24 protein-coding genes are annotated in these 20811 nt (G+C 73.1%); 16 read left to right on the top strand and 8 right to left on the bottom strand.

Annotated features, from left to right (window positions below; genetic code table 11):
- Positions 1 to 42: 42 nt before the first annotated feature.
- Positions 43 to 744, bottom strand: coding sequence for a FadR/GntR family transcriptional regulator (locus tag ACNJ93_RS05300; protein ID WP_418956155.1), 702 nt, complete (start codon positions 742 to 744; stop codon positions 43 to 45).
- Positions 745 to 888: 144 nt separating this feature from the next.
- Here ACNJ93_RS05300 and ACNJ93_RS05305 point away from each other — a divergent pair, with 144 nt between their 5' ends.
- Both ACNJ93_RS05305 and ACNJ93_RS05310 read left to right on the top strand, forming a co-directional pair.
- Positions 889 to 1413, top strand: coding sequence for a gluconokinase (locus ACNJ93_RS05305; protein WP_418956156.1), 525 nt, complete (start codon positions 889 to 891; stop codon positions 1411 to 1413).
- Between the two features lie 88 nt (positions 1414 to 1501).
- Complete coding sequence (locus tag ACNJ93_RS05310; protein ID WP_418956157.1) at positions 1502 to 2899, top strand: gluconate:H+ symporter; 1398 nt, start codon at positions 1502 to 1504, stop codon at positions 2897 to 2899.
- A gap of 68 nt (positions 2900 to 2967) precedes the next feature.
- On the opposite strand, the gene ACNJ93_RS05315 is transcribed toward ACNJ93_RS05310, so the two are convergent.
- Entirely contained in the window at positions 2968 to 4623 is a 1656-nt protein-coding gene (locus ACNJ93_RS05315; protein WP_418956158.1) for an FAD-binding dehydrogenase, read from the bottom strand.
- Positions 4624 to 4718: 95 nt separating this feature from the next.
- Here ACNJ93_RS05315 and ACNJ93_RS05320 point away from each other — a divergent pair, with 95 nt between their 5' ends.
- From ACNJ93_RS05320 to ACNJ93_RS05360, 9 genes are all read left to right on the top strand, one after another.
- Positions 4719 to 5360, top strand: coding sequence for a TetR family transcriptional regulator (locus tag ACNJ93_RS05320; protein WP_418956159.1), 642 nt, complete (start codon positions 4719 to 4721; stop codon positions 5358 to 5360).
- Positions 5357 to 6121 carry a glucose 1-dehydrogenase gene (locus ACNJ93_RS05325; RefSeq protein ID WP_418956160.1) on the top strand — a complete coding sequence of 255 codons (765 nt, stop codon included), beginning with the start codon at positions 5357 to 5359 and terminating at the stop codon, positions 6119 to 6121. Before ACNJ93_RS05320 ends, ACNJ93_RS05325 begins: the two co-directional genes overlap by 4 nt.
- 18 nt (positions 6122 to 6139) lie before the next feature.
- On the top strand, positions 6140 to 6664 hold the full coding sequence (locus tag ACNJ93_RS05330) for an NUDIX hydrolase (protein WP_418956161.1): 525 nt from the start codon (positions 6140 to 6142) through the stop codon (positions 6662 to 6664).
- 10 nt (positions 6665 to 6674) lie between these two features.
- The gene (locus tag ACNJ93_RS05335) at positions 6675 to 7067 is read left to right on the top strand and encodes a YidH family protein (protein ID WP_418956162.1); all 393 of its coding nucleotides are present in this window, start codon (positions 6675 to 6677) and stop codon (positions 7065 to 7067) included.
- Complete coding sequence (locus tag ACNJ93_RS05340) at positions 7064 to 7375, top strand: DUF202 domain-containing protein (RefSeq protein ID WP_418956163.1); 312 nt, start codon at positions 7064 to 7066, stop codon at positions 7373 to 7375. The genes ACNJ93_RS05335 and ACNJ93_RS05340 overlap by 4 nt, the downstream gene beginning before the upstream one ends.
- 110 nt (positions 7376 to 7485) lie before the next feature.
- Complete coding sequence (locus ACNJ93_RS05345; RefSeq protein WP_418956164.1) at positions 7486 to 7782, top strand: hypothetical protein; 297 nt, start codon at positions 7486 to 7488, stop codon at positions 7780 to 7782.
- Between the two features lie 101 nt (positions 7783 to 7883).
- Positions 7884 to 8795 (top strand): MBL fold metallo-hydrolase, encoded by a 912-nt coding sequence (locus ACNJ93_RS05350; protein WP_418956165.1) that lies wholly within the window; start codon positions 7884 to 7886, stop codon positions 8793 to 8795.
- 145 nt (positions 8796 to 8940) lie between these two features.
- A complete protein-coding gene (locus ACNJ93_RS05355) occupies positions 8941 to 9963 on the top strand; it encodes a phosphotransferase family protein (protein ID WP_418956166.1) in 1023 nt (340 codons plus the stop codon).
- 7 nt (positions 9964 to 9970) lie between these two features.
- On the top strand, positions 9971 to 11185 hold the full coding sequence (locus tag ACNJ93_RS05360) for an acyl-CoA dehydrogenase family protein (protein WP_418956167.1): 1215 nt from the start codon (positions 9971 to 9973) through the stop codon (positions 11183 to 11185).
- Positions 11186 to 11261: 76 nt separating this feature from the next.
- Here ACNJ93_RS05360 and ACNJ93_RS05365 read toward each other — a convergent pair whose 3' ends face one another.
- Together ACNJ93_RS05365 and ACNJ93_RS05370 are read right to left on the bottom strand one after the other, a co-directional pair.
- Entirely contained in the window at positions 11262 to 11855 is a 594-nt protein-coding gene (locus ACNJ93_RS05365; protein WP_418956168.1) for a TetR/AcrR family transcriptional regulator, read from the bottom strand.
- 101 nt (positions 11856 to 11956) lie between these two features.
- Positions 11957 to 12712 (bottom strand): SDR family oxidoreductase, encoded by a 756-nt coding sequence (locus ACNJ93_RS05370; protein ID WP_418956169.1) that lies wholly within the window; start codon positions 12710 to 12712, stop codon positions 11957 to 11959.
- A 194-nt stretch (positions 12713 to 12906) separates the two neighbouring features.
- Between ACNJ93_RS05370 and ACNJ93_RS05375 the strand changes: the two genes are divergently transcribed.
- The 4 genes from ACNJ93_RS05375 to ACNJ93_RS05390 all read left to right on the top strand — a co-directional run bounded on the left by ACNJ93_RS05375 (position 12907) and on the right by ACNJ93_RS05390 (position 17438).
- Positions 12907 to 14151, top strand: coding sequence for an exo-beta-N-acetylmuramidase NamZ domain-containing protein (locus tag ACNJ93_RS05375; protein WP_418956170.1), 1245 nt, complete (start codon positions 12907 to 12909; stop codon positions 14149 to 14151).
- A 165-nt stretch (positions 14152 to 14316) separates the two neighbouring features.
- Complete coding sequence (locus ACNJ93_RS05380; protein WP_418956171.1) at positions 14317 to 15549, top strand: alpha/beta hydrolase; 1233 nt, start codon at positions 14317 to 14319, stop codon at positions 15547 to 15549.
- Positions 15550 to 15697: 148 nt separating this feature from the next.
- Complete coding sequence (locus ACNJ93_RS05385) at positions 15698 to 16276, top strand: hypothetical protein (protein WP_418956172.1); 579 nt, start codon at positions 15698 to 15700, stop codon at positions 16274 to 16276.
- 88 nt (positions 16277 to 16364) lie between these two features.
- Positions 16365 to 17438 (top strand): RNA ligase (ATP), encoded by a 1074-nt coding sequence (locus ACNJ93_RS05390; RefSeq protein WP_418956173.1) that lies wholly within the window; start codon positions 16365 to 16367, stop codon positions 17436 to 17438.
- 97 nt (positions 17439 to 17535) lie between these two features.
- Here the strand turns inward: ACNJ93_RS05390 and soxR are convergent, their stop codons facing one another.
- The gene (soxR, locus tag ACNJ93_RS05395; RefSeq protein WP_418956174.1) at positions 17536 to 18003 is read right to left on the bottom strand and encodes a redox-sensitive transcriptional activator SoxR; all 468 of its coding nucleotides are present in this window, start codon (positions 18001 to 18003) and stop codon (positions 17536 to 17538) included.
- 131 nt (positions 18004 to 18134) lie between these two features.
- On the opposite strand from soxR, the gene ACNJ93_RS05400 reads away from it, so the two are divergent.
- Positions 18135 to 18596 carry a MaoC family dehydratase gene (locus tag ACNJ93_RS05400; protein WP_418956175.1) on the top strand — a complete coding sequence of 154 codons (462 nt, stop codon included), beginning with the start codon at positions 18135 to 18137 and terminating at the stop codon, positions 18594 to 18596.
- Here ACNJ93_RS05400 and ACNJ93_RS05405 read toward each other — a convergent pair.
- From ACNJ93_RS05405 to ACNJ93_RS05415, 3 genes are all read right to left on the bottom strand, one after another.
- The gene (locus ACNJ93_RS05405; RefSeq protein ID WP_418956176.1) at positions 18587 to 19213 is read right to left on the bottom strand and encodes a TetR/AcrR family transcriptional regulator; all 627 of its coding nucleotides are present in this window, start codon (positions 19211 to 19213) and stop codon (positions 18587 to 18589) included. The two genes, ACNJ93_RS05400 and ACNJ93_RS05405, sit on opposite strands and share 10 nt — an antisense overlap.
- Positions 19214 to 19271: 58 nt before the next feature.
- Positions 19272 to 19559 carry a YiaA/YiaB family inner membrane protein gene (locus ACNJ93_RS05410; protein ID WP_418956177.1) on the bottom strand — a complete coding sequence of 96 codons (288 nt, stop codon included), beginning with the start codon at positions 19557 to 19559 and terminating at the stop codon, positions 19272 to 19274.
- A gap of 61 nt (positions 19560 to 19620) precedes the next feature.
- A complete protein-coding gene (locus ACNJ93_RS05415) occupies positions 19621 to 20769 on the bottom strand; it encodes an acyl-CoA dehydrogenase family protein (RefSeq protein WP_418956178.1) in 1149 nt (382 codons plus the stop codon).
- Between the last annotated feature and the right edge of the window lie 42 nt (positions 20770 to 20811).

A 20811-nucleotide genomic window follows, 5' to 3' on the forward strand; every position in this document is an offset into this window, starting at 1 on the left:
TTCTGAGGTTACGCACAGGTATTTTCCCGGCGTCGGCCGCATTTACGGAGCGAGAACGTCCAGTTCCTTGAGCGCGCCGACGGCGATCTCGCGGGTGAGGCGCTCGGCCCGCTCGGCGTCCCGTTCGCGAACGGCCTCGGCGACCTGGACGTGCAGGGTGACGGCGGCCGGGTCGGGATCCTCGAACATCACATGGTGGTGGGTGCGGCCGGCGAGCACCTCCGCGACGACGTCGCCGAGCCGGGCGAACATCTCGTTGCCGGAGGCGTTGAGCACGACCCGGTGGAAGGCGATGTCGTGCACGAGGTACGCCTCCAGCTGCCGGCCGCGCGAGGTGGCGACCATGCCGAGCGCCTGCTCGGTGAGCTCGCGGCACTGCTCCGGGGTGGCATGGACGGCGGCCAGGCCCGCGGCGACGGGCTCGACGGCGGAGCGCAGCACGGTCAGCGAGCGCAGCTGGCGGGGCCGGTCGGCGCCGGCCAGGCGCCAGCGGATGACCTGGGGGTCGTACACGTTCCAGGCGTCGGTCGGCAGGACGATCACGCCCACCCGGCGGCGGGACTCGACGAGATGCATGGACTCGAGGACCCGGACGACCTCGCGGACGACGGTGCGGGAGACCTCGAAGCGCTCCGCGAGCTCGTCGGTGCGCAGCACGGTGCCCGGCGGGTACTCACCGGCCGTGATGGCGAGGCCCAGGGTGGCCAGAACCTGCGGATGAAGGCCCGGGGCCGGTGTCGTCATGGGGATCAGCCTACGGGCGCACGAGAGGCGGGAACAAAAAGTACGACTTTTATGTCACAGAGTCTTGAATACGTCGTACCCAATAGGTTTCATGAGCGCGACGGACATCTGTCGACGGAGACAGCGAAGAACGCGAGGCCCCCCATGAGCACCACCTCTCGCACGGCCCCCCAGGTCGTCGTCGTGATGGGAGTCGCCGGCACCGGCAAGACCACGATCGGTCCGCTGGTCGCCGAGGCGCTCGGCGTCCCGTACGCCGAGGGCGACGACTTCCACCCGGAGGCGAACGTGGCCAAGATGTCGGCCGGCATCCCCCTGGACGACGCCGACCGCGCCCCGTGGCTCGACGCCATCGGGCGCTGGGCGCACGACCGGGCCGGGCTCGGCGGGGTGGTCAGCAGCTCCGCCCTCAAGCGGATCTACCGGGACCGGCTGCGGGCGGCCGCGCCCGGCGTGGTCTTCCTGCACCTCACCGGCGACCGGCAGCTGATCGAGCGGCGGATGGAGGCCCGCAGGGGCCACTTCATGCCGACCGCGCTGCTGGACTCCCAGTTCGCCACCCTGCAGCCCCTGCAGGAGGACGAGCCCGGCGTCGCCGTCGACGTCTCCGGTTCCCCCGAGGAGATCACCGAGCGGGCCGTCGCCGCGCTGCGCCGGCTCGCCGCCTGACCCTCGCCCCACCCCCGTGCCGCGGTCCTCCCCCGCCGCGGCGCGACTCCCCCGGCCTCCCCCGAGGCACCGTCCCTAAGGAACCCCCGTGACCAGACTCAGCGTCGAGATGCTGGCAGCGGACGCGACCGAGCCGATCACCTCGGCCGGCAACGCCCAGCTCGGTCTCGCCGTGCTCGCCGGCATCGCCGTCATCGTCCTGCTCATCACCAAGTTCAAGTTGCACGCCTTCCTGGCGCTGACCATCGGTTCGCTGGCGCTGGGCGCCTTCGCCGGGGCCCCGCTCGGCGCGACCGTCGACTCCTTCGGCACGGGTCTGGGCAAGACGGTGGCGAGCGTCGGCGTGCTGATCGCGCTCGGCGCGATCCTCGGCAAGCTGCTCGCCGACTCCGGCGGCGCCGACCAGATCGTCGACACGATCCTGGCCAGGTTCGGCGGCAGGGGCATGCCGTGGGCGATGGTGCTGATCGCCTCCGTGATCGGTCTGCCGCTCTTCTTCGAGGTCGGCATCGTGCTGCTGATCCCGGTGGTGCTGCTGGTCGCCAAGCGCGGCAACTACTCGCTGATGCGGATCGGCATCCCGGCGCTGGCCGGCCTGTCGGTGATGCACGGTCTGATCCCGCCGCACCCCGGCCCGCTGGTGGCCATCGACGCCCTCAAGGCGAACCTCGGCATCACGCTGGCCCTGGGCCTGCTGGTCGCCATACCGACGGTGATCATCGCGGGCCCGCTGTTCTCCCGGTACGCCGCCCGCTGGGTGGACGTGCCCGCCCCGGAGAACATGATCCCGCAGCGGCCCTCGGAGGACCTGGAGAAGCGTCCGGGCTTCGGCGTCACCGTCGCCACCGTGCTGCTGCCGGTCGTCCTGATGCTGGTCAAGGCGCTCGTCGACATCGTCGTGGACGACCCGGAGAACCCGGTCCAGAAGGTCACCGACGTCATCGGCTCGCCGCTGATCGCCCTGCTCGCCGCGGTGATCGTGGGCATCTTCACGCTGGGCCGCGCGGCCGGCTTCACCAAGGACCGGATCTCCTCGACCGTCGAGAAGTCCCTCGCCCCGATCGCGGGCGTGCTGCTGATCGTCGGTGCGGGCGGCGGGTTCAAGCAGACCCTGATCGACGTCGGCGTGGGCCAGATGATCCTGGACTTCTCCGAGAACTGGTCGATCCCGGCCCTGTTGCTCGCCTGGCTGATCGCGGTGGCGATCCGGCTCGCGACCGGCTCCGCGACCGTGGCGACGATCTCCGCCGCCGGTCTGGTGGCCCCGCTCGCCGAGGGCATGACGACCACCGAGACGGCCCTGCTGGTGCTGGCCATCGGCGCCGGTTCGCTGTTCTTCAGCCATGTGAACGACGCCGGGTTCTGGCTGGTGAAGGAGTACTTCGGCATGAACGTCGGCCAGACGATCAAGACCTGGTCGGTGATGGAGACGATCATCTCGGTCGTCGGCATCGTCTTCGTGCTGCTGCTGTCGCTGGTGTTGTGACCCGGGGCAGGACATGACGAGGGCCGGCCGCCTCTCCGGAGGCGGCCGGCCCTCGTGCGCATCCGGTCCTAGTCCACCGCGCGCGCCGCCGCGCGGCCCGCGGCGCGGCCGGAGAAGACGCAGCCGCCGAGGAAGGTGCCCTCCAGCGAGCGGTACCCGTGGACGCCGCCGCCACCGAAGCCGGCCGCCTCGCCCGCCGCGTACACGCCCGGCAGCACCTCGCCGCCCTCCTGCAGCACCCGCGAGGACAGGTCCGTCTCCAGGCCGCCGAGGGACTTGCGGGTCAGGATGTTGAGCCGTACGGCGATGAGCGGACCGGCCTTCGGGTCGAGGATGCGGTGCGGCGCGGCGGTCCGGATGAGCCGGTCGCCGAGATAGTTGCGGGCCCCGCGGATCGCCGTGACCTGGAGGTCCTTGGTGAACGGGTTGGCGATCTCCCGGTCCCGGGCGGTGATCTCGCGGCGCAGCTCCGCCTCGTCGATCAGCGGCTCCTCCGTCAGCGCGTTCATGCCCCGGACGAGCGCGGACAGGTCGTCCTCGACGACGAAGTCGACGCCGTGGTCCATGAACGCCTGCACGGGACCCGGCACGTCGACGCGGGCGCGGCCGAGCACGTCGCGCACCGATTTGCCGGTGAGGTCGGGGTTCTGCTCGGAGCCGGAGAGCGCGAACTCCTTGCCGATGATCCTCTTGTCGAGCACGAACCAGGTGTGGTCGTGGCCGGTCCGCATGATGTGTTCGAGCGTGCCGAGCGTGTCGAAGCCGGGGAACAGCGGGACCGGGAGCCGGCGGCCGCGGGCGTCCAGCCAGAGCGACGAGGGGCCGGGCAGGATGCGGATGCCGTGCCGGGCCCAGATGGGGTTCCAGTTCTCGATGCCCTCGGTGTAGTGCCACATCCGGTCGCGGTTGATGTGGCGGGCCCCGGCGTCCTCGGCGATCCCGAGCATCAGCCCGTCGACGTGCGCGGGCACCCCGGAGAGCAGCCGGGCCGGCGGGGTGCCGAGCCGCTCCGGCCACTGCTTGCGCACGAGTTCGTGGTTGCCGCCGATGCCGCCGGAGGTGACGATCACGGCCTGGGCGCGGTACGAGAACTCCCCGACGGCCACCCGGCTGCTGGCGGTGCCGCGCTCGGCGTCGGAGGGTTCGAGGATCTCGCCGGTGACGGTGTCGACGCTGCCGGCGGTGCGGCCGAGGCCGGTCACCCGGTGCCGGAAGCGGAAGGTCACCAGGCCCCGGGCGACGCCCTCGCGGACCCGCGCCTCGAAGGGGGCGACGAGGCCGGGGCCGGTGCCCCAGGTGATGTGGAAGCGGGGCACGGAGTTGCCGTGCCCGTTCGCGTCGTACCCGCCGCGCTCGGCCCAGCCGACCACGGGGAAGAACCGGACGCCGCGGGCCCGGAGCCAGGCGCGCTTCTCGCCCGCCGCGAAGTCGACGTACGCCTCGGCCCAGCGGCGCGGCCAGTGGTCCTCGTCCCGGTCGAAGCCGGCGGTGCCGAGCCAGTCCTGCAGGGCGAGGGCGTGACTGTCCTTGATCCGCATCCGCCGCTGCTCCGGCGAGTCGACGAGGAAGAGCCCGCCGAAGGACCAGTGCGCCTGGCCGCCCAGGGACTGTTCGGGCTCCTGGTCGATCAGGATCACGCTCCGGCCGGCCTCGACCAGTTCCGCGGTGGCGACGAGGCCGGCGAGGCCCGCCCCGATGACGATCACATCAGCGTCGTACGACATGGCCCACATCGTGGATACAGGACTGTATCCAGTCAACGGCTGCGACCGGATTCCGCACCTCTTCCCTTTTTAATGTCGGGCATTAACATGGCTGCATGGCAAGGACTTCAGGACCCGAGACGCGGGAGCGCCTGATCCGGGCGGCGGAGGAGATCTTCGCCGTCCAGGGCGTCCACGGCGGCCAGCTCCGGGACGTCGTGGCACTGGCCGGACAGGCCAACCCGTCGGCCGTGCAGTACCACTTCGGCTCCCGCGAGGGGCTGGTCGACGCGGTGACGGCCGGCCGTCAGCTCCGCACGAACGCGGTCCTCGCGCCTCTGCTGGCGGTCGCGCCGGACGAGCTGCCCGAGCTGGTCGGGGTCCTCGTCGCGGCCGAGGCGAGCGAGCTGGACAGCGACCGGGGCCGGCGCTGTCTGCGGATCTCCGCGCAGCTCAGCCACGAGAGCGGGGTCCGGACCCGGACGCCGCACCCGACCCTCGCCGGCACCCCGTACTGGACGCTCTTCGAGCGGATCGAGGCCCGGCTGGCCGCCGAGGGCCTGCCCGAGCCCCTGCGGCTCGAACGGCTGGACCTGGCGCTGACCGTCGTCGGCGCGGCGATGGCCGACCGGGCCCGGCAGTACCTCCACGGCGTCGAGCCGCTCACCGGGCGGTCGCTGTTCCTGTCCGATCTCGTCGCCACCACCACCGCACTGCTCCGGGCGCCCCAGCCCGCCGTCCGAAGGGACCTTCCATGAACGACCTCAGCGGCAAGACCGTCCTCATCACCGGCGGCGCCCGCGGCCTGGGCGCCGAGGCCGCCCGCCGGGCCGTCGCGGCCGGCGCGAACGTCGTGCTCACCGACGTGCTGGACGAGCAGGGCGCGGCGACCGCGGCCGAGCTCGGCGAGCGGGCCCGGTTCCTGCACCACGACGTGACCTCCGAGGAGGAGTGGGCGGCGGCCGTCGCGTACGCCGTCGCCGAGTTCGGCGCGCTGCACGGGCTGGTGAACAACGCGGGCATCGCGACCGGCGCCTTCCTGGAGAGCGAGTCCGTCGAGAACTTCCGGCGGGTCCTCGACATCAACCTGACCGGCGTGTTCATCGGGATGAAGACCGCGGTCCCGGCGATGAAGGAGGCGGGCGGCGGCTCGATCGTCAACATCTCCTCCGCGGCGGGCCTCATGGGCCTGGCGCTGACCGCCGGCTACGGCGCGTCCAAGTGGGGCGTGCGCGGGCTGACGAAGATCGGCGCGGTGGAGCTCGGCACGGCGCGGATCCGCGTCAACTCCGTGCACCCCGGCATGACGTACACCCCGATGACCGCCTCGGTGGGCATCGAGCGGGGCGAGGGCAAGTACCCGAACACGCCCATGGGCCGGGTCGGGGAGGCCGACGAGATCGCGGGCGCGGTCGTCTTCCTGCTGTCCGACGCCGCCTCGTACGTGACGGGCGCGGAGCTGGCGGTGGACGGCGGCTGGACCACGGGCCCGACGGTGGAGTACGTCATGGGCCGCTGAGGCTGCTTGGATGGCGGCATGAACCCTGCCGAGGAACTGCTCGACGTCGTCGACGAGAACGACGAGGTGATCGGCCGGGCCCCGCGCGGCGAGGTGTACGCGCGGGGTCTGATCCACCGCTGCACCTTCATCCACGTCCGGGACGCCGAGGGCCGGACCTTCGTGCACCGGCGCACCCCGGACAAGCTGGTGTTCCCGTCCCGCTACGACCTGTTCGTGGGCGGCGTGGTCGGGGCGGGCGAGTCGTACGACGACGCGGCGCTGCGCGAGGCCGAGGAGGAACTCGGGGTCTCCGGGCTCGACCGGCCGCGGCCGCTGTTCCGCTTCCTGTACGACGGCGAGGGCGGCCGCTGGTGGTCGGCGGTGTACGAGGTCCGCTGCGACCTTCCGGTGAAGCCGCAGGCGGAGGAGGTCGCCTGGCACGCCTTCCTGACCGAGGAGGAGCTGACCGCGCGGCTCGGCGCGTGGGAGTGGGTGCCGGACGGCCTGGCCGCGTACGAGCGGCTGCTCGCGCACCGGGCGGCCGGCGGGACCGCTGGGTAAGGTGCCCCGCGTGAGCGACTTCGTACAGAGCCTGCGCCTGTGGTTCGCCCCGCAGCGGATCCGGGAGGAGGGCGAGACGCCGGACTACCGGTTCTCGCTGGCGAACGAGCGCACCTTCCTCGCCTGGGTGCGGACCGGGCTCGCGCTGGTCGGCGGCGGCTTCGCCGTGGACCAGTTCCTGCCGGACCTGCGGTGGGGCGTCCGGGTCGGGCTCGCGCTGGCGCTGATCGGCGCGGGCGTGCTGTGCGCGCTGCGCGCGGTGAACCACTGGGTGCGCTGCGAGCGGGCGATGCGGCGCGGCGAGGACCTGCCGGTGTCGCGGTTCCCGACGGTGCTGAGCCTCGCGGTGGCCGTGGTGGCGCTCGCGATGGTGGTGGTCGTGCTGTTCGGCTGGGCCGGGTGACGGCGCCGGACCGGGACCCGGGGCTGCAGCCGGAGCGGACGCGGCTCGCGTGGCGGCGGACGACGCTGTCGGCGACGGTGGCGGCGGTGTTCGCGGCGAAGCAGTCGATCCACGACGGGGTGACGCCGGCGGGGCTGTCCGCGGCGGCGCTGTCGGTGCTGGTCTGGCTGGGGTTCCTGGTGGTGGCGCACCGCCGCATCCAGGCCCTGGACGCGCCCCGGCCCGCCGCCCTGTCCCACCGCGCCGCCCTGCTGAGCGCGGGCGCGACGGTGGCCCTGGCGGCGTTCGCGGTGGCGATGGTGGTCTGAGCCCCCGGCACGGGGCCGCCTGGGGCGGGGCTCCGGGAGCCGGCCGGGAAGAGTCGGGCATTTCGGACTAGCCTGAGGGGGACAGCCACCCCCATCCCGGAGGCGACGTCATGACCCTCCTCCACCACGAGCACCCGACGCACGCACACACCCACGGGCCGACCTGCGGGCATCTCGCGGTCGACCACGGCGACCACGTCGACTACGCCCACGCCGGTCACCTGCACCGCGAGCACGAGGGCCACTGGGACGAGTGCGAGACCCCGAACCACGTCCCGCACACCCACCCCGGCCACGAGCACGGGCCGAACTGCGGGCACACCTCCGTGGTGCACGGCGACCACCTCGACTACGTGCACGACGGCCACCGTCACGCGGCCCACGACGGCCACTGGGACGACCACTGACGGTTCGTCACCGACCCGGCCCCCGACCGGGACCGGCTTCCCCCGGGCGCGCCCGGCTGGCAGGCTTTCGCCGATCCGTCAGCCGCTCCCGGGGGGACCTCATGACCGCCACCGACCCGTACACCGTCCGACTCGCCCCGGGGGTGCACGCGTTCGTGCAGCCGGACGGCGGCTGGTGCCTGAACAACGCCGGCTTCCTGGGCGACGGGCGGGAGAGCCTGCTCGTGGACACGGCGGCCACCGAGCGCCGCGCCCTGCTGCTGCGCGACGCGGTGCTCGCCGCGGGGCTGCCCGTGCCGCGCACGGTCGTGAACACGCATCACCACGGCGATCACACCTACGGCAACGGGGTGTTCGCGCCGGCCGCACTGATCGTGGGGCACGACAGCTGCCGCTCCGAGCAGCTGGCCGCCGGGCGGCAGCTGCACCTGCTGTGGCCGCAGACCGACTTCGGCGACATCCGCGTCACGCCGCCCACCCTCACGTACAGCGAGCGGCTGACGCTGCACGCCGGCGGCACCGAGGTCCGGGTGCTGCACCCGGGCGTGGCGCACACGACGGGAGACTCGATCGTCCATCTCCCCGAGCAGGGCGTGGTGTTCACCGGCGACCTGATCTTCCACGGCGGGACGCCGTTCGTCCCGATGGGCTCGCTCGCCGGTTCGCTGCGCGCCCTGGACCTGCTGCGCTCGCTGGACGCGGAAACGGTGGTGCCGGGGCACGGGCCGGTGACGGACCCGTCCGCGTACGACGCCACCGAGCGCTATCTGCGCTGGGTCGCCGAGCTGGCGCGGGAGGGGCACGCCAAGGGCGCGGGGCCGCTGGAGACGGCGCGGACCGCCGACCTCGGCGAGTTCGCGGCCTGGCGGGAGAGCGAGCGGCTGGTCGCCAATCTGCACCGGGCCTACGCGGAGCTGGACGGGCTGCCGGTGGGCTCGCCGCTCGACCCGGCGGTGATCTTCCGCGACATGGCGGCCATGAACGGCGGGGTGCCCGTGGCCTGCCACGCCTAGCCGCGCGCGGCACGGGACCGCCGCGAACCCGCAGGTCAGACGCTTGTGGGTGCACCCTCTGGACGACATACCGACTGGTCGGTCATGATACGGAGGACGTCCGGCCGTCCGTACGGCCCTCGCCCCGCTCCCGGAGGTAGGCACCATGAGCTCCAGTCCCCCGCCAGGTCTCGACCTCGAGCGGCTCCGCGGCCACCTGGACCGCGAGCGGCCCGGCCTGGTGGACGGACCGCTCCGGGCCCGGCTGATCGAGGGCGGCCGCTCGAACCTCACGTACGCCGTCACCGACGGGGTCGCGCAGTGGGTGGTGCGCCGCCCGCCGCTCGGCCACGTGCTCGCCACCGCGCACGACATGAAGCGCGAGCACCGGGTGATCAGCGCCCTGCACCCGACCGCCGTGCCCGTGCCGCGGCCGGTGCTGCTCTGCGACGACGAGTCCGTGCTCGGCGCGCCGTTCTACGTCATGGAGTTCATGCCCGGCACCCCGTACCGCTCGGCCGAGCAGCTCGCCCCCCTCGGCCCGGAGCGCACCCGCGCCGCGGTCCTCGGCCTGGTCGACACCCTGGTCGAGCTGCACGCCGTCGACCCGGCCGCTGCGGGCCTCGGCGACTTCGGCCGCCCGGAGGGCTTCCTCGACCGGCAGCTGTGCCGCTGGGGCAAGCAGCTGGACGCCTCGCGCAACCGTGAGCTGGCCGGCATCGACGAGCTGCACGCGGCGCTCGGCCGCTCGCTGCCCGTCTCCCCCGCCGCGACCGTGGTGCACGGCGACTACCGCCTGGACAACGTGCTGATCGACGGCGACGACCGGATCACCGCGATCCTCGACTGGGAGATGTCCACCCTCGGCGACCCGCTGACCGACCTCGGCCTGCTGGTGATGTACAGCACGAAGCTGGACCTGCCGGACTCCCCCGTCAGCACCACCGCAGCGGCCGCCGGCCACCCCGCGCCCGCCGAACTGGTCGCGCGCTACGCGGAGCTGTCGGGCCGCGACGTCTCCGCGCTGCCCTGGTACACGGCCTTCGCCTGGTTCAAGCTCGCCGTGATCCTCGAGGGCATCCACTACCGCTACACCCTCGGCCAAACCGTCGGCGCCGGCTTCGACCGGATCGGCGAGCTCGTCCCCGTCTTCATCGAGCACGGCCTCACCACCCTGCAGGAAGGCTGAACCCCGCATGGACTTCGCATTCGACGCCCGCACCGAGGAGCTGCGCGCGCGGCTGCTCGCCTTCATGGACGAGCACGTGTACCCGGCCGAGCCGGTCGCGCACGAGCAGCGCGCCGCGCTCCCCTCTCCCTGGGACACTCCGCCGATCGTGGAGGAGCTGAAGGCCGAGGCCCGCCGCCAGGGCCTGTGGAACCTGTTCCTGCCGGACGAGGAGTACGGCGCGGGGCTCACCAACCTCCAGTACGCCCCGCTCGCGGAGATCACCGGCCGCAGCCCGGAGCTGGCCCCCACCGCGCTGAACTGCGCGGCCCCGGACACCGGCAACATGGAGGTGCTCGCGCTCTTCGGCGACGAGGCGCAGAAGAATCAATGGCTGGAGCCGCTGCTCGCCGGGGAGATCCGCTCCGCCTTCGCGATGACCGAGCCGGAGGTGGCCTCCTCGGACGCCACCAACGTCGAGACGCGGATCGAGCGCGACGGCGACGACTACGTGATCAACGGCCGCAAGTGGTACATCTCCGGGGCGATGAACCCGAACTGCCGGATCTTCATCGTGATGGGCAAGACCGACCCGGACGGCCCGGACATCCGCCGCCAGCAGTCGATGATCCTCGTGCCGCGGGACACCCCGGGCGTCCAGGTGCGGCGGGCGATGCAGGTGTACGGCTTCGAGGACCACTCGCACGGCGGCCACGCCGAGGTCGTGTTCGAGAACGTGCGGGTGCCGGCGGCGAACCTGATCGGCGACGAGGGCGGCGGCTTCGGCATCGCCCAGGCCCGCCTGGGGCCGGGGCGGATCCACCACTGCATGCGGCTGATCGGCATGGCCGAGCGGGCCGTGGAGCTGATGTGCCGGCGGGCGGTCTCCCGGACCGCCTTCGGCAAGACGCTGGCCGAGCAGGGCGTGGTGCAGAACTGGATCGCGGACGCCCGCGTGACGATCGAGCAGCTGCGGCTGCTGGTCCTGAAGACCGCCTGGCTGATGGACACCGTCGGCAACCGGGGCGCCCACACGGAGATCCAGGCCATCAAGATCGCCACCCCGCGCGCGGTGGTCGGCATCATCGACCGGGCGGTCCAGCTGCACGGCGCGGGCGGGGTCTCCCAGGACTTCCCGCTGGCCGAGCTCTGGGCGTCGGCGCGGACGCTGCAGCTGGCGGACGGCCCTGACGAGGTGCACCAGCGCTCCCTGGCCCGGCAGGAGCTGCGCACGTACCGCTGAGACGCCCGGATCCGGTGCGGCGGCCGACGGGATGCGGCCGCCGCACCCCCGTGGAACCCCGTGCGCCGCGGGGGCCCTACGGGCGCAGCGCGCGGAGCAGGAGGTCGGCCAGGTGGTCGGCGACCTGCTGTGGGGTGAGCGGGCCGTCGGGGCGGTACCACGTCGACAGGTGGTGCACCGAGCCGAAGTGGTAGTCGACCACCAGGTCCGCCGGAGTGGCGGAGGAGAACACGCCGCTCTCCTGGCCCTCCTCGATCAGCGCCCGGAACCGCTCGTGGTAGCGCCGGCGCTCGGCGCGGACCTGCTTGTTCTTCTCCGGGCTCAGGTGGTGCATCGAGCGGAAGAAGATCGAGGCGTCGTCGAGGTTCTCGATGGTGGTCACCACCACGTCCGCCGCCGCGTCCCGCAGCCGCTCCTCGACGGGCGCGTCGGCGCCCGCGAAGGCGTCCAGGCGCTCCTGCTGGAGCCGCAGGACCCGCGCGTAGACCTCCTGGAGGAGGTCCTCCTTGGAGCCGAAGTAGTGGTACAGCGCGCCCTTGGTGACGCCGGCCGCCTCGACGATCTCCTGCACGGAGGTCCGGTCGTAGCCCTGCTCGGCGAACAGCCGGGTGGCGGCGGCCAGCAGCCTCTGCGGGACGGGGGTGCCGCTCCCGTCCGTCGTCCTGGCCATGCACCGCCGCCTTTCTCTCGTTCTCACCGTGTGCTCGTGGTCGGGTGGGGAACGCCGTCCCCTTCCGAGGATCTTCCCACTTCCGCCGGACGGGGTCTCCGTCAGGATTCCCATTTCCGCTGGATGTGGTTCATGTTGCCCAGCCAGCGCTCGGGGTCGCCGGCCCGGGCCCGGTAGTAGTCGGCGACCTCGGGGTGCGGCAGGATCAGGAAGCGGTCGGCCCCGATGCCCTCGAAGAGCGCGTCCGCGACGTCCTCGGGCTCGATGGCCGTGGGCGCGAGGACCAGCTCGCCGGCCGAGCCGGCGGCGGTGAGCATGTCGGTGCGGACGCCCTGCGGGCAGATCGCGTGGACCTTGAGGCCGCGGTGCCGGTAGGTGAGCGAGAGCCATTCGGCGAAGGCGTACGCGCCGTGCTTGGAGACGCTGTACGGGGCCGCGCCGACCATGGTGAGCAGGCCGGCGGCGGAGACGGTGGAGACGAAGCGGCCGCTGCCGCGCTCCAGCCACGCGGGCAGCAGGGCGCGGGCCGCGCGCACGTGCGCCATCACGTTGACGTCCCAGGCGGCGGCCCAGACGGCCTCGTCGGCGAAGGCGTCGCCGGGCGAGGCGAGTCCGGCGTTGGCGCACCAGACGTCGATGTGGCCGCCGAGGGCCTCGCGGGCCTCCTCGACGATCGCGGAGGCGTCGCCGGCGACGGCCGTGGCGCCGATCTCCTCCGCGACGGCCTTGGTCCGGCCCGGGTCGAGGTCGTTGACCACGACCGTGGCGCCCTCGGCGGCGAACCGGCGGGCAAGCGCCGCACCGATGCCTCCGCCCGCGCCCGTGACGACCACTGTCTGCCCCTGTACCGCGCTCATGGGTCCCGCCTCTCCCTCACGTTCGACGGACAGCAGACTAACCGGTCGGTATGCCGGGCGGAAGGCCGAGCGGCGGCGGAGGGGACAGGCCGGGGGAACCGGCGTGACGGCGCGCGCACGCCTCGTTCCGCCGCGCCCCCGTCCGCGCTAGCGTGCGTGGCCATGTCAGGAAAGGCGATCAAGGAGGTTTCCGCATGAGCCTGTCCAGACGGGGTCTACTGGCCGGCGGCGGCGCACTGGGCGCGGTCGCGGTCGCCGGCGGGCCGGCGGCGGCGCGGGAGGAGCGGCACGGCCGGGTGCGCACCGGCTTCGAGCGGCTGGCGGCCGACGGTTTCGCGGCGCTGTCGGGACAGAAGGTCGGGGTGGTCACCAACCCGACCGGGATCACGGCCGACGCCCGGCACATCGTGGACGTGATGCACGCCGACGACCGGGTGGACCTGATCGCGGTGTTCGGCCCGGAGCACGGCTTCCGGGGCACCGCGCAGGCGGGCGGCTCGGAGGGGCGGTACGACGACCCGGCGACCGGGCTGCCCGTCTACGACACGTACCTCAAGAGCGGCCGGCCGCTCGCGGACGTGTTCACCGCCTCGGGCGTGGACACGGTGGTGTTCGACATCCAGGACGCGGGCGCGCGCTTCTACACGTACATCTGGACCATGTACGACTGCATGGTCGCGGCGGAGCTGGCGGGCAAGCGGTTCGTGGTGCTGGACCGGCCGAACCCGGTCACCGGACGGGCGGCCCTCGGGCCGGTCCTGGACCGGGCGTTCGCGACCTTCGTGGGCCGCGAGCCGATCGCGCAGGCGCACGGCATGACGGTGGCGGAGCTGGCCCTGCTGTTCAACGCCGAGTTCCTGGCGCGGCCGGTGGAGCTGGGGACGGTCCGGATGACGGGCTGGCGGCGCTCGGAGTTCTTCGACGCGACGGGCCTGCCGTGGGTGCCGCCGAGCCCGAACATGCCGACGCCGGACACGGCGCTGGTGTACGCCGGAACCTGTCTCTTCGAGGGGACGAACCTCTCCGAGGGCAGGGGCACCACCCGGCCGTTCGAACTCCTGGGCGCGGAGGGCGTGGACCGGCGGTGGGCGGAGACGGCGAACGCGCTGGAGCTGCCCGGCGTGCGGTTCCGCGAGGCGTACTTCGCGCCGACGTTCTCGAAGTTCCAGGGCAGGACGGTCGGCGGCGTGCAGCTGATGGTGCACGACCGGGCCGCGTTCGACCCGGTGCGCACGGGCGTCGCGCTGCTGGTGACGGCGAAGCGGTCGTGGAGCGGTTTCGCCTGGCGGGCGGACCACTGGATCGACAAGCTCACCGGGTCGACCCGGGTCCGGACCATGATCGACGCGGGCGCAGGGCCGGACGAGGTGACCGGGGCCTGGCAGGCGGACCTGGCGGCCTTCCGGGCGGTGCGCGAGGAGTACCTGCTGTACCGCTGACGCCGGGGCGTGGCGGCCGTCCCGGACCGCCGGCGCCGGGGCGTCGCGGCCGTCGCGTACGGCCGGCGCGGGGCCGCGGCGGTCGTCGCCGCGCCGGGTATGGCCGTCCCTCCGGTTCTGCAGGATGCTGACCGGGCAGCGATCCTCGACGCGGAGGGGCGGGCCATGGCCGGGATGAGTGTGCAGCCGTACCGGGAGGTCGTCTTCGACAAGGAGGGCGACGGGGCCGCGGGGCAGCGGGACGCCCTGCTCCGGCTGGGGGTGACGGATCTGGTGCTGTTCGCGCACGGCTGGAACAGCTCGAGATCCGTGGCGGCCCGGCTGTATTCGGCCTTCTTCGCCCCCTTCCCGGGGCTCGTCGGCGAGGGGGCGAGGATCGGCTACGGGGGCGTTTTCTGGCCGTCGATGTGGTTCACCGGCGAGCCGGTCCCCGACTTCGAGGCCCTGGCGGTGCAACTGCCGGGCAAGGAGCGGACCGTGGGCCGGCTCGCGGAGCTGCTCGGGGAACGGCCGGAGAGCGAGGCCGCGTTCGCGGAGTTCGGGGCGCTGCTGCGGGACCTGACGGACGTGGACCGGGCGGCGGTGCTCGCCGGGGCGGACGAGGCGGTGCCGGCGTTCCTGACCGGGGACCCGGTGGAGACCTGCGGGCTCTTCACGGCGGCGCTGGAGTCCCTGGACGGGCAGGGGGGCGCGGCGGACGACGCGGTGGACGGCCCCGAGCTGTTCGGCGGCGGGCTGCGCCGGCTGTGGAAGGGCGCGGAGGAGGCGCTGCGCCAGGCCACGTACTACACGATGAAGCGCCGGGCCGGGACGGTCGGCGAGCGGGGGCTCGGCCCGCTGCTCGGCGGGCTGGCGCGCAGCGCCCCGGCGCTGCGGATCCATCTCGTGGGCCACAGCATGGGCGCCCGGCTGGTGGCGTTCGCGCTGCGGGGGCTGCCGTCCGGGGCCCGGAACGTGAAGTCCGTGACGCTGCTCCAAGGGGCGTTCTCGCACTACGCGTTCGCGTCGAGCCTGCCGCACGACCGGGACGCCTCGGGGGCGCTGCGGGACATGCAGCGCCGGGTCGACGGGCCGGTGGTGGCCTGCTACTCCCGGCACGACACGGCGCTGGGCGTGATCTACCCGCTGGCCTCCCGGCTGTCCGGGGACGACTCGCGGGTCGTGGGGCTCGACCGGCGCTGGTGGGCGGTCGGGCACGACGGCATCCAGGCGGTGCCGGGCACCCGGGCGCTGACCCTGGGCGAGGCGCTGCGGGCCGGGATCCCGGGCCGCGGCTGCGTGAACGTGGACGCGGCGGCGGTGGTGCGGCGGGGCGGGCCGCCGTCCGGCGCGCACAGCGACATCTGCCATCCGGAGCTGGCGCGGGTGGTGGCCTCGGCGGGCCGTTTCGGCCGCTGAGCCGGTGCGGAGGGTCAGGTTCCGGCGCGTTCCGGCCCGTCTCTTCCGCGCCAATGACGGCCCGCGCTCGAACTCCGATGGAACAGGAAGGGCCTCTCGTTCGTCCCTCTCATGACGCCGAAGCACCAGCGACGGAGGTGGCGGAGCGATGGCCGGTTTCCGGAGTCTCGCCAGACAGGTACGTGACCCGAGGTGCGATCTCGCGCTGCGCAGGTACTCGCTGCGCAAGTGCCTGGAGCGGTTCGCCCCGTACGGGCACCGGGCCACCTGGGCCCATCTGTGCCGCAGGCACGGGTTCGGGCCCGAGGACCGGGAGCTGGATCCGGCGCGGCTGGTGGCCGCGCTCGACGAACTGGAGGAGGCGCGGACGGTCTGGCTCGCGTACGAGCGGGAGTTCGCCGAACGGCGGCGGCGCGAGAAGCACGACGGCCTGCGCCGGCCGGCCTCGGTGGACGACTGGCACCGCCGCACCTGGGGCGGCAACGGGGTCGCGCGCTGCGACGATCCGGGGGTGCATCCGTCGGAGCCGCTGGCGGAGGTGCTGCGCCGGCTGATAGCCGCGCTGCGCGCCGCTCCGGGCGCGCACTGCCCGGTCTGCGCGGGGACGCGGATCGAGCGCCGGCCCGAACCGGTCTGCGGGACCTGCGGGGTGACGCTCCCGGCGGCGGTCCTGACGCCCGACGCGGGACGGGCCCGACGGGTGCCGGTGGGCGCGGCGCGACGCTAACAGAACGAAAATCCCTGGCCCAGGGGTTTTCCGGCTCGGCAGAGTGTCCGGCGATGACACACGAACCCGAGCGACCGGAGCCCCGACGATGTCCACCCTGCGCGTGACCGCCGAAGTCCTGACCGTCCATCCCCATCCGAACGCCGACGCGCTGGAGCTGGCCCAGGTGGGCCTGTACCGCGCCGTCGTGGCCAAGGGGGCGTACAAGACGGGCGACATCGCCCTGTACATCCCCGAACAGGCCGTGCTGCCCGCCGGGTTGATCGAGGAGCTGGGGCTCACCGGCCGGCTCGCCGGCAAGGCGAAGGACCGGGTGAAGGCGGTACGGCTGCGCGGCGAGCTGTCGCAGGGCATCGTCTGCCGTCCGCGGGCGCTCGCCGAGGAGGAGCTGGCGCGGGCGGCCGCCGAGGGCGCGGACTTCGCGGAGCGCCTGGGCATCACCAAGTGGGCCCCGCCGATCCCGCCGACGATGAGCGGGGAGGTGGAGTCCGCGCCGGACCTGCTGCCGTGGACGGACATCGAGAACATCCAGCGGTACCCGGACGTGTTCGAGCCCGGGGAGCCGGTGACGGTGACCGAGAAGCTGCACGGCACGGCCTGCCTGGTGACGTACCACGCCGGCGACGGCCGTGTGCAGGTGTCCTCCAAGGGCTTCGGCTCCAAGGGCCTGGCCCTGAAGGAGGATCCGCGCAACCTGTACTGGCGCGCCGTCCACGGCCACGGCGTCCCCGCGGTCGCCGCCGCGCTCGCCGAGCGGCTCGGCGCGGACCGGGTGGGGATCTTCGGCGAGGTGTACGGCGCGGGCGTCCAGGACCTGGCGTACGGGGCGGACGCCCGCGCCGAGGACGGCCTCGGCCTCGCGGTCTTCGACGTGTCCGCCGACATCGACGGCCGGGTGGTCTGGCTGGACCCGGCCGAGGTGCTGGGCGACGGCGAACTGCCGCTCGTCCCGCGGCTGTACAGCGGCCCGTACGACCTGGCGACGGTGCTGGAGCTGACCAGCGGCCGGGAGACGGTCTCCGGCCGCGACCTGCATCTGCGGGAGGGCGTGGTGATCCGTTCCGCGACCGGCCGGTACAGCCCGGTGGTCGGCGGGCGGGCGATCGCCAAGTCCGTCAGCCCGGCGTATCTGACCCGCAAGGGCGGCACCGAGTACGAGTAGGCCGGCCCGGGGACGGCGGACGGGGGACCCGCGCGGGGGGCGGGTCCCCCGTCCGCGTACCGGCACCGGCACCGGCACCGAAGAGTGCGTCTGCGCGTCACGCGCCGGGGCGGCGCTCCCCCATGAGCCGGGAGCCCGTCATCCGCTCGCCGACGACGTCGTCGGGGTTGGAGAGCACGCAGTTCTCCAGGGACAGGCAGCCACAGCCGATGCAGTCGGTCAGGTGGTCGCGGAGCCGGCCGAGCTGCCGGATCCGCTCGTCCAGTTCGGAGCGCCAGGTCTCGGAGAGCCGGGCCCAGTCCTCGCGGGTGGGGGTGCGCTCCTCGGGCAGCGCGGCGAGCGCCTCCCGGATGGTGGCGAGCGGGATGCCGACCCGCTGCGCGGCGCGGACGAAGGCGACCCGGCGCAGGGCGTCCCGGGAATAGCGGCGCTGGTTGCCGATGGTCCGGCGGCTGGAGATCAGTCCCTTGGACTCGTAGAAGTGGAGGGCGGACACCGCCGCCCCGCTGCGCGCGGACAGCTGGCCGACCGTGAGCTCGTGGATCTTCTCTGGAATCTGCGGCACTCCCCGAACCCTACTGTCCCCCATTGACAGACGACCCCGGACCCAACATGCTAAGCAGTCGCTTAGAGTTTTCGTGAAGCGTTGCGAAGTGTTTCCGTGCAGAGCGTGAGAACGTCAGAGGGAGCAGGGACATGGCCGAGCCGAGGATCTTCACCTCCGCCGAGGAGCTGACCGCCGCCGTGGGCGAGCCGCTCGGACCCAGCGACTGGCTGGAGGTCGAGCAGAAGCGGATCGACCTCTTCGCCGAGGCCACCGGGGACCACCAGTGGATCCACGTGGACCCGGAGCGCGCCGCGGCCGGCCCGTTCGGGAAGACCATCGCGCACGGCTATCTGACGCTCTCGCTGCTGCCCACGCTGGTCCCGCAGATCATGCGGGTCGAGGGCATGCGGATGGGCCTGAACTACGGGACGAACAAGGTGCGTTTCCCCGCGCCCGTCCCGGTCGGCTCGCGCGTGCGCGCCACCGCCGTGCTCACGGAGGTCACCGAGGCGGGCGGGGGCGTGCAGGTCACCGCGCAGGTGACCGTCGAGCGCGAGGGCGGCGACAAGCCGGTGTGCGTCGCCGAGTCCGTGTCGCGCTACTACTTCTGAGCGCCGACCATCCTCAGCACGAGGTCGGCGTAGAGCGCGCCGACCTCGTCGGGGGTGCGACGACCCTGCGCGTTGAACCAGCGGGAGACGTCGATGCACAGGGAGAGCACGGCGACCGTGGTGCCGGGCACGTCGGGCACGTCGAACTCGCCCGCCGCGACGCCCTGCTCGATGATCTCCCGCACCGCCGCGTCGCTCCTGCGCCGCAGATCCACGATCTCGGTGCGGTGCTCGGGACCGAGCGCGTCCAGCTCGTACTGGACGACGCGCGCGGTGGTGTGCCGCTCGGCGTGCCAGCGGACGAAGGAGCGGACGGCGTCCGCGAGCCGCTCCGCGGCCGTGCCGGGTCCGGCGGCCGCCTCCTGGAGGATCTCCAGGGCCCGGTCGTGACCGATCCGGCTGATCCGGTGGAGCAGCTCCTCCTTGGTCTTGTAGTGGATGTAGAGCGCCGCCGGGCTCATGCCGGCCCGGCCGGCGATGTCGCGCGTGGTGGTGGCGTGGTAGCCGCGCTCGGCGAACGCCTCGACGGCCGCCACCAGCAGCTTGCGCGCCGCCTCGGGGGTGACCTCACCCCATGGCTTGTCCTCGTCGGGGACCGTCTCCTCCGCCGCGGTCATCGTTCGCCCTTTCTCCCGCCGTCAGGACGAACACTGTACAACGAAGCTGAGCAAGCGCTTAGAGCTTCTGGAACGGGTCGTGCTCGGCGAGCAGCTTCTCCAGGCGCGCCTGGTCGACCCGGCTGACGATCTGCCCCGCCTCCTGCCGGTCGCGGACGACCTTGGCCAGGGTGAAGGCCGAGGTGGTGAGGTACAGCACCGCGATGCCGAGGAAGGCCCGGACCCAGACGTCGGCGTCGAGGTTGAGGATCCCGAGGCCGGTGGCGCCGAGGGCGATCCCGAAGGAGATCACGGCCTGCATGTAGTAGGCGGCGGTGTTCTGCTGCTTGACCGGTGTGTCGCTCATGCCGGACAGGATCGGGCGGACGTGCCCCGTGCCGCATCCGCCCGGATACTCAGCGCGGTACTCAGAACGCGGACACGCCCGTGAGCGCGCGGCCGATGATCAGCTTCTGGATCTGGCTGGTGCCCTCGTACAGGGTCATCACCCGCGCGTCCCGCAGCAGCTTGCCGACCGGGTACTCGTCGATGTAGCCGTAGCCGCCGAAGACCTGGAGCGCGCTGTTGGCGCAGCGGACCGCGGCCTCGGAGGCGTACAGCTTGGCCTTGGAGGCGGCGGTGGCGAAGTCCTGCCCCCGGTCGATCAGATCGGCGACCCGCCAGGTCAGCAGCCGGGCCGCGTCCACGTCGACGGCGATGTCGCTGATCAGCTCCTGCACCAGCTGGTACGCGGCGATGGGCTTGCCGAACTGCGCCCGCTCCCCCGCGTACCGCACCGCCGCGTCCAGCGCGGCCTGCGCGATGCCCACGCACCCCGCGGCCACCGACATCCGGCCCTTGGCCAGGGCCGACATGGCGACCGAGAAGCCCTTGCCCTCCGGCCCGAGCATCGCGGAGGCGGGCACGCGCACGCCCTCGAGGACCAGCTCGGCGGTGGCCTGGCCGCGCAGCCCGAGCTTGCCGTGGATGGCACGGCGGGTGAGGCCGGGGGCGTCGGCCGGGACGAGGAAGGCGGAGACGCCCTTGTGGCCGGGGCCGCCGGTCCGGGCGAAGAGCAGGACGACGTCGGCCCAGGTTCCGTTGGTGATGAACGTCTTCGCCCCGTCGATCACGTACGCGTCGCCGTCGCGGACCGCCCGGGTGGTGAGGCTGCCGGCGTCCGAGCCCGTGCCGGGCTCGGTCAGGCCGAAGCAGCCGACCGCGTCGCCCGAGGCCAGCCGGGGCAGCCAGGTCCGCTTCTGCTCCTCATCACCCCAGGTCGCGACGGTCTTGGCGACCAGACCCAGGGAGACCGAGACGATGCCGCGCACGGAGGAGTCGCCGCGCCCCAGTTCCTCGGTCACCAGGCAGTACGCGAGGTGGTCCCCGCCGGAGCCGCCGTACTCCTCGGGCAGCGTCAGGCCGAGGAAGCCGACATCCCCCAGCTTCTTCACGAGCCCCCGGTCGACCTCCTCGGCGCGGTCCCAGGCCGTCGCGTACGGGGCGACCTCGCGCGCGACGAAGTCCGCGGCGAGTCGCCGGGCCGCCTCCTGCTCCTCGCTGAGCTCCAGGTTCATACGCCACCCCAGGTTTAATTACCACTGCTAGTTTTATGTCGC

Source organism: Streptomyces tritici (assembly GCF_048500665.1).
Classification (GTDB): domain Bacteria; phylum Actinomycetota; class Actinomycetes; order Streptomycetales; family Streptomycetaceae; genus Streptomyces; species Streptomyces tritici.

Coding starts and splice junctions, on each gene's coding strand:
- ACNJ93_RS05375 (WP_418956170.1), top strand. CDS start 12,907: ATGAGCCTGTCCAGACGGGGTCTACTGGCCGGCGGCGGCGCACTGGGC.
- ACNJ93_RS05405 (WP_418956176.1), bottom strand. CDS start 19,213: ATGACCGCGGCGGAGGAGACGGTCCCCGACGAGGACAAGCCATGGGGT.
- ACNJ93_RS05365 (WP_418956168.1), bottom strand. CDS start 11,855: ATGGCCAGGACGACGGACGGGAGCGGCACCCCCGTCCCGCAGAGGCTG.
- ACNJ93_RS05380 (WP_418956171.1), top strand. CDS start 14,317: ATGGCCGGGATGAGTGTGCAGCCGTACCGGGAGGTCGTCTTCGACAAG.
- ACNJ93_RS05360 (WP_418956167.1), top strand. CDS start 9,971: ATGGACTTCGCATTCGACGCCCGCACCGAGGAGCTGCGCGCGCGGCTG.
- ACNJ93_RS05320 (WP_418956159.1), top strand. CDS start 4,719: ATGGCAAGGACTTCAGGACCCGAGACGCGGGAGCGCCTGATCCGGGCG.
- ACNJ93_RS05370 (WP_418956169.1), bottom strand. CDS start 12,712: ATGAGCGCGGTACAGGGGCAGACAGTGGTCGTCACGGGCGCGGGCGGA.
- ACNJ93_RS05330 (WP_418956161.1), top strand. CDS start 6,140: ATGAACCCTGCCGAGGAACTGCTCGACGTCGTCGACGAGAACGACGAG.
- ACNJ93_RS05385 (WP_418956172.1), top strand. CDS start 15,698: ATGGCCGGTTTCCGGAGTCTCGCCAGACAGGTACGTGACCCGAGGTGC.
- ACNJ93_RS05410 (WP_418956177.1), bottom strand. CDS start 19,559: ATGAGCGACACACCGGTCAAGCAGCAGAACACCGCCGCCTACTACATG.
- ACNJ93_RS05400 (WP_418956175.1), top strand. CDS start 18,135: ATGGCCGAGCCGAGGATCTTCACCTCCGCCGAGGAGCTGACCGCCGCC.
- ACNJ93_RS05325 (WP_418956160.1), top strand. CDS start 5,357: ATGAACGACCTCAGCGGCAAGACCGTCCTCATCACCGGCGGCGCCCGC.
- ACNJ93_RS05300 (WP_418956155.1), bottom strand. CDS start 744: ATGACGACACCGGCCCCGGGCCTTCATCCGCAGGTTCTGGCCACCCTG.
- ACNJ93_RS05345 (WP_418956164.1), top strand. CDS start 7,486: ATGACCCTCCTCCACCACGAGCACCCGACGCACGCACACACCCACGGG.
- ACNJ93_RS05355 (WP_418956166.1), top strand. CDS start 8,941: ATGAGCTCCAGTCCCCCGCCAGGTCTCGACCTCGAGCGGCTCCGCGGC.
- ACNJ93_RS05315 (WP_418956158.1), bottom strand. CDS start 4,623: ATGTCGTACGACGCTGATGTGATCGTCATCGGGGCGGGCCTCGCCGGC.
- ACNJ93_RS05305 (WP_418956156.1), top strand. CDS start 889: ATGAGCACCACCTCTCGCACGGCCCCCCAGGTCGTCGTCGTGATGGGA.
- ACNJ93_RS05415 (WP_418956178.1), bottom strand. CDS start 20,769: ATGAACCTGGAGCTCAGCGAGGAGCAGGAGGCGGCCCGGCGACTCGCC.
- ACNJ93_RS05350 (WP_418956165.1), top strand. CDS start 7,884: ATGACCGCCACCGACCCGTACACCGTCCGACTCGCCCCGGGGGTGCAC.
- ACNJ93_RS05390 (WP_418956173.1), top strand. CDS start 16,365: ATGTCCACCCTGCGCGTGACCGCCGAAGTCCTGACCGTCCATCCCCAT.